Source organism: Burkholderia sp. MSMB1588 (genome assembly GCF_001546925.1).
GTDB classification, from domain to species: Bacteria; Pseudomonadota; Gammaproteobacteria; order Burkholderiales; family Burkholderiaceae; genus Burkholderia; species Burkholderia humptydooensis.
The window spans coordinates 2865806-2878573 of record NZ_LNJS01000001.1 but is presented as its reverse complement, the minus strand read 5'-3'; the positions used below and the strand labels follow the sequence as shown (position 1 = coordinate 2878573).

Sequence of the window (12768 nt, the reverse complement as noted above, 5' to 3'; positions counted from 1 at the left end):
GGTACGCATCACGGTGGCGACGCTCAAGCGTCGCCATTTTTTTGGGGCCGCATGTGACCGATGTAGCAATTTTCCCAGTGACATAGGCCAGCCTGTTTTTGCTTGGTGATTCGCGGTCAAATCTTGGCAACGGAAATGTTTCCGGTTCAGGAGCCCAAGTGAAAACTGTTGAAGAGGTACTTTTCCCCAAGGAGCGGGTGCGTCCCGAGGTGACGCGTTTCGAGCGCCTTAGCCGATTCATCGGCGAATACAACGCCAACAACCTGTGCGATGAGGTCGGCGGACAGGACATGATTATTCCGCGCTTGAGCGACAAATATACGCCGTTTGATCGACTGTTTGGCAAGAAGCTTGCGCGAGAGGTGCGGGCGCAGTTCGGCGGTATCGTCGTCTACGTACCGCAGCAAGTTGGCAGTGGGCATAGCGAACGCAATGCCGACATCTGTTCGCGCCGAAACGACGGGGCGACGATCGCCGCCTTGGCGCAGCGTTTTCAACTGACGGAGCGCCGCATTCGCCAGATCATCAACGAAGGAAGTGGGGAATAAGCGCGACCATGATTATCAACGGAACAAACCTCAACGCCATTTATACCGGCGTCAAGACGGCCTATCAAAACGGATTCGACGGTGCGTCGTCCGTATGGAAAGACTTGGCTACGAAAGTGCCGTCCAATACTCGCGAAGAGCACTATACGTGGCTGGGGCAGTTTCCACGCCTGCGCGAATGGATCGGTGATCGTGTCATCCAGAATCTGAAAGCGTACGAATACACGATCAAGAATCGGAAATTCGAGTCCACGATCAGCATCGAGCGAGACAACATCGAGGACGATACGTATGGCCTGTTCGCTCCGCTCTTCAAAGACATGGGCGGTGCGGCGGCGGTCCATCCCGACGAATTGTTGTTCGAATTGATCGCAAGTGGCTTCACTGCCAATTGTTACGACGGACTTCCCTTTTTCAGCGACCAGCATCCGGTCGGTAAAGATAGCGAGTCGAAAGCCTCGAACTGTCAGGTTGCAAAGAAGGGTGAGGAAAAGGCACCGTGGTATCTGTTGGATACATCGCGGTCCCTGAAGCCGTTTATTTTTCAGGAGCGTCGCCCGTATGCGCTTAATGCGCTGACGAACTTGAATGATGCTTCCGTGTTCCTGAAAGACGAATTTCTGTATGGCGTCGATGCGCGCGTCAACATGGGGTTTGGGTTCTGGCAACAAGCGTTCGGCAGCAATCTCGCATTGAACTCTGACAATTTCGACGCGGCATATGCAGCAATGACCAGCCTTCAATCCGATGAGGGACGTCCGCTCGGAATCAAGCCGACCATCCTGCTTTGCGGTATGTCGAATCGCAAGGCTGCATTTAATGTCGCGCAAGCGGATCGTCTTGCCGACAACGTGCCGAATCCGAACTACAACCTCGTACAAGTGGTTGTCACGCAGTATTTGCCGTAAGCGGCGAGAAGCATAGCAGTGCGGTTGTTCCGCAAAGGCGCGAGATAGGTTGACCATAGCGCCCGCGCGAGGGTTTACGGACCCATCCATGACCCATGGTCAACCTTGGAGCCGGTCGCAGTCCACCGCCAGAAATGGCGGCCCCCTGTGACCATCATCATTTTCAATATTATTCGCATAACGAATCAAATTTTTGGGTGAACGAGAATGCAAAAGATCAATACGCCGGATGGCAACTGGCATGCGGGCGATCCTTCGCAAGGCATCAAAGGATCGGTTGTCACACGAGAGTTCATGCAAGCTGTGCAGGATGAGCTTGTCGCCGTGCCGGAAAGTGTCGGCATCAAGCTCGATCCGGCCGACAACAGGCAAGTCCTCAAAGCGATTCAGAAGATCGTCGTCGATGCGGGCGCGAACTATCAGCCCAAGCTCGATTACATGCCGGTTCAACAAGGTACTGGTGCTGGTCAAGGTTCCAATACGGTGAGGATCGGTTGGGCGACGGATGGTTCGGGTCTGCGTGTGACGGTCGATACAACCGACGTCGGCGTGGTCGCGTTCGCGAGTCAACTTGCTGCATATGCGACGCAGCAGTGGGTGCTGAACAACGCCGTTCCCAAGGGCGGAGGCGCAATGACTGGTACGTTGGCGGTGCCACAGGTTCAGTTGAGCCTGGGGCATGCGGACAACGACGGCACGAAGCCGATGATCTACAACGACCCGTCCGTCAGAAACGTTGTTTTCCGAACTGGTCCATCGAACGCGTACACGTACACGGTGATCGATGAAAACGGCGTCATGAACCTTTCGACTCGACCGAGTTTCGCAGGATCGACTCCTTGGGACACTGGTAACTTCGACCCAAACTCGAAGCTGAACACGTCCGGCGGAATCGTTGGCGGCCGCTTAGCGCTCAGCAAACAAGGCTGGCAGGCGGACTTACAGCTTAGAAACTGGCGAGATGGCCAAGACGTTAGCACGTACCTCCGAGCGCGCGATGACGGCGGTTTCGAAATCATCAACAACGCCTACAGCGCAGTAACGTGGGCCGTGGATGATTGGGGCAACATGTTCTCGCGAGGCTCGCATCGCATGACGCCGGACGGAAACTGGTGGTTCGCAAACCGAGGCTGGTCGAACGATGTGCTGAACGACTTGTACAACCGGGACAATGGCAAAGCGAATGCAGGTGCAACGTGTCAGCCGTACGATTTTGCGGAATTCGGGCCGATCAAGAGTAACGGCGGTAATGGACCACATCAGGTGGATGCTCCAGACAGTTGGATAATGAAAGGCGTGCGATGTGGTGATTGGGTGGGGCCATCCGGAGACGCGGTTGGCTCGTTATACATCCGCTGTGTTCGACTGAGGAACCAATAAGGAGCATGTATGGTCGAGCATGAGTTGCTCATTTTGGCGATAGAGGAAAAGTGGCCCGATCTCGTCCACGGTCGTGACTATTGGGTCGGACATCCGCTTGACCCGGTCACGGGGCTTCAATCGGGAAACGCGTTCATTGCCGAGTGGAAGTGCGATGTCGATGAACCTGACATAGGCAGCCTGCTTTCACGCGCAGAGGAATTGCGGCCAGTCTTGGTTGCGGAAAAGGTACGTGCGCGCCGTGACTCGTTGTTGGCTGCGTCTGACTGGACGCAAGCACCCGACGTGCCGGCAGGCACCCGCGAGAAGTGGACAGCATATCGGAGCGCGCTTCGCGACATACCGAATCAGCCTGGCTTCCCATTCGATGTTGAGTGGCCGGAAGCGCCGACAGATTGATTGCGGACGTGCCTCGCAACAATGGGGGCGCGATAGCCCGCGCTGCCGACTCATCGCGGGCCATCCAGCGTCCTTTGGTCGCGTCAGTCGGGAGCTTGTAACGGCTGGAAGAACGAGTATATACGCCGATTGGGTCAAGCGCCTCGCTGACTGGGTCACTTACAGCGTTTACGGTCGGCCGCTCGGCGAGTGCAGTTCGAGCCGTGCCATCTTTCCATGTGCTAGGTTTTTCTGCATACGAATGCCAAGTTTGTCTGCGCGCTTACAGAAATTTTCCCGAATCGTGCGCATCGGCACTTCTTGAATTTGTCAAAACCCGTCCATATAATTAGCACTCGCTGCACGAGAGTGCTAACAAATCCTGCCGGACGGCTTGCCGACCGGTAGTTTCCCTCAGCGTTCTTCAGTCTCAATCAAGAGAGGAGTGAATATGAACCTTCGTCCGTTGCACGATCGCGTGATCGTCAAGCGCCTGGATCAGGAAACCAAGACCGCCTCGGGTATCGTCATTCCCGACGCAGCCGCTGAGAAGCCGGATCAAGGCGAAGTCCTGGCCATCGGCCCGGGCAAGCGCGATGACAAGGGCGCTCCGATCGCACTCGACGTGAAGGTCGGCGATCGTGTTCTGTTCGGCAAGTACGCTGGCCAAACCGTCAAGGTCGACGGCCAGGAACTGCTCGTGATGCGCGAAGAAGACATCATGGCTGTGGTCAACGCTCAGTAAGCGTTCACCAACGGATCACAATCTCAGAGATTTCAAGGAGTTAGAAGATGGCAGCTAAAGACGTCGTATTCGGCGATTCCGCACGCGCGAAGATGGTCGAAGGCGTGAACATTCTCGCCAACGCCGTGAAGGTCACGCTGGGCCCGAAGGGCCGCAACGTGGTGCTCGAGCGCAGCTTCGGCGGCCCGACGGTCACGAAGGACGGTGTGTCGGTCGCGAAGGAAATCGAGCTGAAGGACAAGCTCCAGAACATGGGCGCGCAAATGGTCAAGGAAGTCGCTTCCAAGACCAGCGACAACGCAGGCGACGGCACGACGACGGCAACCGTCCTCGCGCAATCGATCGTCCGCGAAGGCATGAAGTACGTCGCATCGGGCATGAACCCGATGGACCTGAAGCGCGGCATCGACAAGGCCGTCGCGGCCGCCGTCGAAGAGCTGAAGAAGATCAGCAAGCCGTGCACGACGAACAAGGAAATCGCGCAGGTCGGCTCGATCTCGGCGAACAGCGATTCGTCGATCGGCGATCGCATCGCTGAAGCGATGGACAAGGTCGGCAAGGAAGGCGTGATCACCGTCGAAGACGGCAAGTCGCTCGCCGACGAACTCGACGTCGTCGAAGGCATGCAGTTCGACCGCGGCTACCTGTCGCCGTACTTCATCAACAACCCGGACAAGCAAGTCGCCGTCCTCGACAACCCGTTCGTGCTGCTGCACGACAAGAAGGTGTCGAACATCCGCGATCTGCTGCCGGTGCTCGAGCAAGTCGCGAAGGCAGGCCGTCCGCTGCTGATCATCGCTGAAGACGTCGAAGGCGAAGCGCTCGCAACGCTCGTCGTCAACAACATCCGCGGCATCCTGAAGACCGTTGCGGTCAAGGCGCCGGGCTTCGGCGACCGTCGCAAGGCGATGCTGGAAGACATCGCGATCCTGACGGGTGGCCAGGTCATCGCGGAAGAAACCGGTCTCACGCTCGAGAAGGCAACGCTGGCGGAGCTGGGCCAGGCGAAGCGCATCGAAGTGGGCAAGGAAAACACGACGATCATCGATGGCGCTGGCGAAGCCACGAACATCGAAGCGCGCGTGAAGCAAATCCGCACGCAGATCGAAGAAGCGACGTCGGACTACGACCGTGAAAAGCTGCAGGAGCGCGTGGCGAAGCTGGCCGGCGGCGTGGCGGTGATCAAGGTGGGCGCTGCGACCGAAGTCGAAATGAAGGAAAAGAAGGCACGCGTCGAAGACGCGCTGCACGCTACCCGCGCTGCCGTTGAAGAAGGCATCGTCCCGGGCGGCGGCGTCGCGCTGATCCGCGCACGCACCGCGATCGCCAGCCTGACCGGCGTGAACGCCGACCAGAACGCCGGCATCAAGATCGTGCTGCGCGCAATGGAAGAGCCGCTGCGCCAGATCGTCACGAACGGCGGCGAAGAAGCGAGCGTCGTGGTGGCGGCGGTTGCCGCAGGCCAGGGCAACTACGGCTACAACGCAGCGACGGGCGAGTATGGCGACCTGGTCGAAGCCGGCGTCGTCGATCCGACGAAGGTTACGCGCACCGCGCTGCAGAACGCGGCTTCGGTTGCGGGCCTGCTGCTGACGACGGACGCGGCCGTTGCCGAACTGCCGAAGGAAGACGCTCCGATGCCGGGCGGCATGCCGGGCGGCATGGGCGGCATGGGCATGGACATGTAATTGGCTTGACGCCGATTGCATCGAAGGACGCGCGGCGACGCGCGTTCTCCCAAACGAAAACACCCGCAGCGATGCGGGTGTTTTCGTTTGGGGCGGCGTTATCGAATGCCGGCGGCGCGGGACGCGTGGCCCAGGGCCGATAGCCCGACGTCGGGAATCGGATATCGGAAGTCGGCGCGCGCTAGCCGTGGGGCGAGACGCCGAATGCCGCATGTCCCGGCGACGGCCTAGCCCGTGCCCGGGCCGGCGCACCGCGGCGTCAGTTCGTCCGCTTGGCGAGCCCGGACGGCGCGGGCGATTCGTCTTCGTTGCTGCGGGCCCAGAAGAAGCGATCCGGCAGGTAAGCGCCCATCCCGGGGCGAAACGCGTCGCGCGCCGCCTGATACAGATACTCCTGCGCTTCGCGCACCGCCTCCGGCGGCTCCTGGCCGTTCGCGAGCAGCGCGGCGATCGCCGCGCCGAGCGTGTCGGTGATGCCCATCAGCCGGTACGGCGTGCGTTCCCACAAGTCCTGCCGGATCTGGCCTTCCTCGCCGTACAGCGAATTGACGAGCCGGTGCGAGCCGGTCTCGGTCGCCAGAATGTACTCGCAGCCCTGGCCGAGCAGATGCGAAAGCGCGGCGTCGAGGTTCGGCGCCTCGGCGTCGCCGTCCGGCTGCGCGAGCGCGATGAGCGTCGCATGGTCGGCGACGAGAAGCGTCGTCTGCGGCGCGAGCAGATCGGCGATCGATTCGCGCAGGTCGTCGGCGGCGAGCACGTGCTCGTCGTCGAGCGTAAAGTCTGGTGCGAGGACGAGCGGCACGCCGTCGTAGTCGGCGACCACCTCGGCGATCGCGCTCACGACTTCCGCCCGCGTCGCCGCGCCGATCTTGAACGCCGCGACGGGCATGTCTTCTAGCAGCATGCGCGCCTGAGCGGCAACGGTATCGGGGTCGAGGCCGGTGACTTCGTCGCACGCGGCGGAGTCGCGCACCGTGTAGCCCGTCAGCACGGATACGCCGTGGCAGCCCATGCTCGCCAGAGTCATCAGGTCGGCCTGCAGGCCGGAGCCGCCCGTCGGATCGGACAGGCCGAAAGTGAGGACGATCGGAGGGGTGTTGCTGGACATGAAAATGGGGAATGAGGAAACGATGAAGCCGATTGACGGGATGCACCAGCCCAGTGCGCCCGCGCAGTCAATTATGCGGCGGATTCGGTCCGCTCGAAGCGTTTTTTTATCGCGTTGCAGCGAGCAAACGCGACTAGAGGTCGATTGCTAGGCAGTCCGCCGCCGACACGGTACCATCATGGCTCTCAAATCAACGGACTTTCCTTTACGCGGCTTAAGATGGAATATAAAAGCTGGATGTGCCTGATCTGCGGCTGGATTTACGACGAAGAAGCTGGGTTGCCGGAGGAGGGCATCGCCCCAGGCACACGCTGGGAAGACGTTCCCATCAACTGGACATGCCCCGAGTGCGGCGCGCGCAAGGAAGATTTCGAGATGGTTCAGATCTGACCGTCTCGCGTCGGCGGTTCGGCATCGAGCGAACCGCCCGCGCCGGCGCGGCAGCATCGACGGGTTGAGGCGCCGCTTGCGGCGCGGCTTCGTTTCTGGTGCTGACGCTCGTGCCCATTACCTCTGAAATCGCGACGGTTCCGGTTTTCGACGCCTTGCCCAATCCGCGAGGCGGCGCAGTGACCGCGGCCGAGGCGGCGCTGCGCGCCGCGCAACAGGCGTTCGAGCGGCGAGCCGATCCGGCCGGGCCGCTTGCCGCCGCTGCGGCGGCGCTGCAGGAGGCCGGGTGGCTCGCCGCGCAACGCTTTGTCGCCGCGCTGGCCCATGCTGCGCCAATCGCCGCGACCGAACTGCAGCCGATCGCATTCGAGGCCGCGCTGCGGGATTTCCGCGCGGCGCTCGAGCGGCACAATTTGCGCGAGCTCGCCTGCTCGCCGCTTCTCTTCGAGCATTACCGCGCGCTGCGCGCGCAGGCCGCGAGCGACTTGCGCATGGATACGCCGCACGGCGCGCTCGCGCTTGCCGGCCGGCCGGTGCCGCCCGCGACGCTGTACGCGCTGTCGCCGCATGCGCTCGCGCATCTGCGCGCGCGCTACGAGCAGGCGCTCCTCGGCGCGCTGCGCGCGTCCGAGACGGCGACCGACAAGGCGCTCGACGGGCTCGCCGATTGCGCGGCCGAACTCGCCGGCCCGTTTCCTTATGACTTTTGGCGTCTCGCCGGCGCGTGCATGCGGGTGCTGCGCGTGCGCGGCGGCGTCGAGCTCAAGCGTTTTCTCGCGCGCTGCAATCTGTTGCTCGGCGAGCAGGCGCGCGGATTGCGGATCGCGCCCGCGGCGCTCGTCGACGAGGCGCTTGCGCTTTTCTGGCGCGACTACGCGCTGTACGGCGCGGCGGCCGAGGACGTCGCCGACGTCGAACTGCTGCACGACTACGGGCTGACCGTCGCGTGGCACGTTGCGGGCACGCAGGCGTCCGAGGCCCTGTGGGAGGCCGGCGCCGCGCGCGCCGAGGCGGACGCGGTGCGGGCCGCTGCGGCGCGCGAGCTCGGCGTCGTCACGGTCAACGCTCAGGCGTATGACGATTTCCTGCAGACGGCCGATGCGTCGATGACCGAGCTGGCGCTCGATCCGCGCGCGGCCGACGCGGGCGCCGCCTTGCGGGCGGCGCAGGCCGCGTATCGCGTCGGCTCGGCCGCGTGCGCGCTCGGCCTCGGGCATACGGCACTCCTGGCCGACGCGCTCGGGCTCGCATGGCGCCGCCACGCGCATCTCGGCGCGACGGACGACGCATGCGCCGCCGCGTGCCGGCAGGCGGTCGACGCATTGCGCGCCGCATTGCACAGGATCGCGGCGGGGATGGCGCCGCCCGATCTGTCCGACGCGTGCGCGGCGCTCGCGGGCGCGTTGTCGGGGGCGGCCCGCGGCGCATGACGGGGCACGCGGCGGGGCGTGCCGCACGGCCGGATTCTTGCTTTCGGCCGATGCGGCGCAATCGCGCGCGGCGCGCGTGCCGATTGGTCGCGAACGCGTGATAGAGTGAGCGATATGTCGTGTCGACCCGCGCGGCGTACGAGGCCGCGACATGCGGCGCCCGTCGCGCCGCGAGGTCTTTGCTAAAATTCAAACCATGCCAAAGAGTTCCGATCGCATCAACCTCACCAACCAGTTTCTGATCGCCATGCCGAACATGGCGGATCCGACGTTTTCGGGAACGGTGGTCTATCTTTGCGATCACAGTGAGCGCGGCGCGCTCGGTCTCGTCATCAATCGTCCGACCGACATCGATCTCGAGTCGCTGTTCAATCGCATCGACCTGAAGCTCGAGATCGAGCCGCTCCTGCACATCCCCGTGTACTTCGGCGGCCCGGTGCAGACCGAGCGCGGCTTCGTGCTGCACGAGCCGGTCGAGGGCAGCTCGTACAACTCGTCGATGGCGGTCGAAGGCGGGCTCGAGATGACGACGTCGAAGGACGTGCTCGAGGCGGTCGCGACGGGCACGGGCCCGAAGCGCTTCCTGTTGACGCTCGGCCATGCGGGCTGGGGCGCGGGCCAGCTCGAGGAAGAGATTTCGAAGAACGGCTGGCTCACAGTCGCGGCCGATCCGCGGATCGTGTTCGACACGCCCGCCGAGGAGCGCTTCGAAGCGGCGCTCGGGCTGCTCGGCGTGAGCTCGTCGATGCTTTCCGGCGAGGCAGGGCACGCATGAGCGCGGCGCTTTCGCGCGACGCGACGCTCCTGGCGTTCGATTACGGCGAAAAACGCATCGGCGTGGCGATCGGCAATCTGCTGACGCGCACGGCCCGCGCGCTCGTCATCGTTCCCAATCTGAATCGCGAGCACCGCTTCAAGGCGGTCGGCGAGCTGATCGCCGAATGGAAGCCGGACGCGCTCGTCGTCGGCCTGCCGCTGCATCCGGACGGCGCGCCGCACGAAATGACGCAGCGGGCGAAGCGCTTCGGCAATCAGTTGAACGGCCGCTTCAACCTGCCGGTGAGCTGGGTCGACGAACGCTATTCGTCGGTGGAAGCGCGCGCCGGCCTGCGCGCGCGCGGCGACGCCGCGGATCGCGTCGACGCCGAAGCCGCCCGCGTCATTCTTCAACAATACCTCGACGGATTGCCCGATCATCATGAGTTCAATTGACGCCGAGGCGCTCTATCGCGTCCTGCTCGACCAGATTCGCGGCGCCTATGGCGACGCCGCGTTCGCCGAAGCCGGCGGGCCCGTGCTCGCCGGCATCCACAGCGGCGGCGCGTGGCTCGCCGAGCGTCTTGCGCGCGACCTCGGCGCGCCGGGCTTCGGCGTCGTCAACGTCGCGCTGCATCGCGACGATTACGCGAAGAAGGGGCTGCACAGCCAGGCAAGCCCGACGTCGCTGCCGTTCGAAGTCGAGGGGCGGCGCATCGTGCTCGTCGACGACGTGCTCTATACCGGGCGCACGGTGCGCGCGGCGCTCAACGAGCTTTACGACTACGGGCGGCCCGCGGCCGTCGAGCTCGCGGTGCTCGCCGATCGCGGCGGGCGCGAGCTGCCGGTCGCGGCGCGCTTCGTCGGCGGCACGCTCGCCGTCGACGCCGACGCGACGCTCGTGCTCGAGCGCGCGGACGCGGGCCGATTCACGCTTCGCACCGAGGCGCGCGGCGGCTAACGCGCGCGACGCATTCCGGCCGCCCGCGCGCGTCGCGCATCCGGGCGCCGTTTGGCAACACGTTGGAATCACGCACATCATGACGACCGACACCTCCGGCCGCACCGGCAATCCCGCTGCGGCCGCACCCGCCGAGCGCTTTCGCTACGGCTTCCTGAAGGGCAACCCGCAGCTCACGAAGAACGGCGAGCTCAAGCATCTGTTGACGATCGAAGGGCTGCCGCGCGCGATCCTCAACCAGATTCTCGACACCGCCGAGCAGTTCGTCAGCGTGACCGACCGCGAAGTGAAGAAGGTGCCGCTCTTGCGCGGCAAATCGGTGTTCAACCTGTTCTTCGAGAATTCGACGCGCACGCGCACGACGTTCGAGATCGCCGCCAAGCGCCTGTCCGCCGACGTGATCAACCTGAACATCAACGCGTCGTCGACGAGCAAGGGCGAATCGCTGCTCGACACGATCAACAACCTGTCGGCGATGCACGCCGATCTCTTCGTCGTGCGCCATGCGTCGAGCGGCGCGCCGTACCTGATCGCCGAGCACTGCGCGCCGCACGTGCACGTGATCAATGCGGGCGACGGCCGTCATGCGCACCCGACGCAGGGCCTCCTCGACATGTACACGATCCGCCACTACAAGCGCGACTTCACGAAGCTGCGCGTCGCGATCGTCGGCGACATCCTGCATTCGCGCGTCGCGCGCTCGGACATTCACGCGCTGACGACGCTCGGCGTGCCCGAAGTGCGCGCGATCGGCCCGCGCACGCTGCTGCCGGGCGGGCTCGAGCAGATGGGCGTGCGCGTGTTCCACAATCTCGACGAAGGCCTGAAGGACGTCGACGTGATCATCATGCTGCGCCTGCAGAACGAGCGGATGAGCGGCGCGCTCCTGCCGTCCGCGCAGGAATACTTCAAGAGCTGGGGCTTGACGCCCGAGCGCCTCGCGCTCGCCGCGCCCAACGCGATCGTGATGCACCCGGGGCCGATGAACCGTGGCGTCGAGATCGATTCGCAAGTGGCCGACGGCCCGCAATCGGTGATCCTGAACCAGGTGACGTTCGGCATCGCGGTGCGCATGGCCGTGATGGGGATCGTCGCGGGCACGAGCGACTGACGCGGCGCGGCGTCGCGGACGTTTCTCGCCCGCGCGCCGGCTTCGACGAAATCAACGCAATCAACGCATCAACAGGCAGCGCATGAAGATTCATATCAAAGGCGGCACGCTCGTCGATCCGGCGGCCGGCACGCAGCGGCAGGCCGACGTGTTCGTCTCGGCCGGCAAGGTGGCCGCGATCGGCGCGGCGCCGGCCGATTTCAACGCGGCGAAGACGATCGACGCGACCGGGATGATCGTTGCGCCGGGCTTCGTCGACTTGTCGGCGCGGCTGCGCGAGCCCGGCTACGAGCACAAGGCGACGCTCGAATCCGAGATGGCGGCGGCGGTCGCGGGCGGCGTGACGAGCCTCGTGTGCCCGCCCGACACCGATCCGGTGCTCGACGAGCCGGGCCTCGTCGAGATGCTGAAGTTTCGCGCGCGCAACCTGCATCAGGCGCACGTGTATCCGCTCGGCGCACTGACGGTCGGCCTGAAAGGGCAGGTCATCACCGAGATGGCCGAGCTGACCGAGGCGGGCTGCATTGGCTTCACGCAGGCGAACGTGCCCGTCACCGATACGCAGGTGCTGCTGCGCGCGCTGCAGTACGCGAGCACCTACGGCTATGCGGTGTGGCTGCGGCCCCTCGACGCGTTCCTCGCGAAGGGCGGCGTCGCGGCGAGCGGGCCCGTCGCGTCGCGGCTCGGCCTGTCGGGCGTGCCGGTCGCGGCCGAGACGATCGCGCTGCATACGCTCTTCGAGCTGATGCGCGTGACGGGCGCGCGCGTGCACGTCGCGCGGCTGTCGTCGGCGGCGGGCGTCGCGCTCGTGCGCGCGGCGAAGGCCGAGGGCCTGCCCGTGACCTGCGACGTCGGCGCGAATCACCTGCACCTGATCGACGTCGACATTGGCTACTTCGACGCGCAGTTCCGGCTCGATCCGCCGCTGCGCGCCGAGCGCGACCGCGAAGCGATCCGCGCCGCGCTCGCCGACGGCACGATCGACGCGATCTGCTCGGACCACACGCCCGTCGACGACGACGAGAAGCTGCTGCCGTTCGCCGAGGCGACGCCCGGCGCGACGGGCCTCGAACTGCTGCTGTCGCTGACCGTGAAGTGGGCGCGGGAAGCGGGCGTGCCGCTGGCGCGCGCGCTCGCGACGATCACCTCGGCGCCCGCCGACGTGCTGAAGCTGCCCGCCGGCCGCCTCGGCGAGGGCGCGCCGGCCGACCTGTGCGTGTTCGATCCGAATGCGCACTGGCGCGTCGAGCCCCGCGTACTGAAGAGCCAGGGCCACAACACGCCGTTCCTCGGCTACGAGCTGCCCGCGCAGGTGTGCGCGACGCTCGTCGCGGGGCAGGTCGCGTTCGAACGCCGCTGACGAGA

Annotated in this window: 14 protein-coding genes; 13 read left to right on the top strand and 1 reads right to left on the bottom strand. The window is 64.5% G+C overall.

Translation table 11 applies throughout. The features are described from left to right. Positions 1–158 precede the first annotated feature (158 nt). The 6 genes from WS92_RS24845 to groL all read left to right on the top strand — a co-directional run bounded on the left by WS92_RS24845 (position 159) and on the right by groL (position 5647). On the top strand, positions 159–548 hold the full coding sequence (locus tag WS92_RS24845; protein ID WP_059931305.1) for a Mor transcription activator family protein: 390 nt from the start codon (positions 159–161) through the stop codon (positions 546–548). An 8-nt stretch (positions 549–556) separates the two neighbouring features. Then, on the top strand, positions 557–1456 hold the full coding sequence (locus WS92_RS24840; protein WP_059931306.1) for a Mu-like prophage major head subunit gpT family protein: 900 nt from the start codon (positions 557–559) through the stop codon (positions 1454–1456). Between the two features lie 207 nt (positions 1457–1663). Continuing rightward, entirely contained in the window at positions 1664–2836 is a 1173-nt protein-coding gene (locus WS92_RS24835) for a hypothetical protein (RefSeq protein ID WP_082743657.1), read from the top strand. A gap of 9 nt (positions 2837–2845) precedes the next feature. Then, complete coding sequence (locus WS92_RS33275; protein WP_082743658.1) at positions 2846–3235, top strand: tail fiber assembly protein; 390 nt, start codon at positions 2846–2848, stop codon at positions 3233–3235. 430 nt (positions 3236–3665) lie between these two features. Further along, positions 3666–3959 (top strand): co-chaperone GroES, encoded by a 294-nt coding sequence (gene groES / locus WS92_RS24830; protein WP_009889537.1) that lies wholly within the window; start codon positions 3666–3668, stop codon positions 3957–3959. A gap of 47 nt (positions 3960–4006) precedes the next feature. Beyond that, positions 4007–5647: a chaperonin GroEL gene (gene groL, locus WS92_RS24825; RefSeq protein ID WP_006025492.1), complete on the top strand. Its 1641-nt coding sequence runs from the start codon at positions 4007–4009 to the stop codon at positions 5645–5647. A 259-nt stretch (positions 5648–5906) separates the two neighbouring features. On the opposite strand, the gene WS92_RS24820 is transcribed toward groL, so the two are convergent. After that, on the bottom strand, positions 5907–6755 hold the full coding sequence (locus WS92_RS24820) for a hydroxymethylpyrimidine/phosphomethylpyrimidine kinase family protein (RefSeq protein WP_059931310.1): 849 nt from the start codon (positions 6753–6755) through the stop codon (positions 5907–5909). Between the two features lie 219 nt (positions 6756–6974). Here WS92_RS24820 and WS92_RS24815 point away from each other — a divergent pair, with 219 nt between their 5' ends. From WS92_RS24815 to WS92_RS24785, 7 genes are all read left to right on the top strand, one after another. After that, positions 6975–7145 (top strand): rubredoxin, encoded by a 171-nt coding sequence (locus WS92_RS24815; protein ID WP_004186709.1) that lies wholly within the window; start codon positions 6975–6977, stop codon positions 7143–7145. A gap of 179 nt (positions 7146–7324) precedes the next feature. After that, a complete protein-coding gene (locus tag WS92_RS24810; protein ID WP_059931312.1) occupies positions 7325–8575 on the top strand; it encodes a hypothetical protein in 1251 nt (416 codons plus the stop codon). A 196-nt stretch (positions 8576–8771) separates the two neighbouring features. Continuing rightward, positions 8772–9350, top strand: coding sequence for a YqgE/AlgH family protein (locus WS92_RS24805; protein ID WP_006025495.1), 579 nt, complete (start codon positions 8772–8774; stop codon positions 9348–9350). Beyond that, positions 9347–9787, top strand: a complete 441-nt coding sequence (gene ruvX / locus WS92_RS24800; protein ID WP_015600469.1) for a Holliday junction resolvase RuvX — start codon at positions 9347–9349, stop codon at positions 9785–9787. Before WS92_RS24805 ends, ruvX begins: the two co-directional genes overlap by 4 nt. Then, entirely contained in the window at positions 9774–10292 is a 519-nt protein-coding gene (pyrR, locus tag WS92_RS24795; RefSeq protein ID WP_006025497.1) for a bifunctional pyr operon transcriptional regulator/uracil phosphoribosyltransferase PyrR, read from the top strand. The genes ruvX and pyrR overlap by 14 nt, the downstream gene beginning before the upstream one ends. Positions 10293–10371: 79 nt before the next feature. Then, the gene (locus tag WS92_RS24790; RefSeq protein ID WP_015600263.1) at positions 10372–11403 is read left to right on the top strand and encodes an aspartate carbamoyltransferase catalytic subunit; all 1032 of its coding nucleotides are present in this window, start codon (positions 10372–10374) and stop codon (positions 11401–11403) included. A gap of 82 nt (positions 11404–11485) precedes the next feature. Then, on the top strand, positions 11486–12763 hold the full coding sequence (locus WS92_RS24785; RefSeq protein ID WP_059931314.1) for a dihydroorotase: 1278 nt from the start codon (positions 11486–11488) through the stop codon (positions 12761–12763). Positions 12764–12768: the final 5 nt, after the last annotated feature.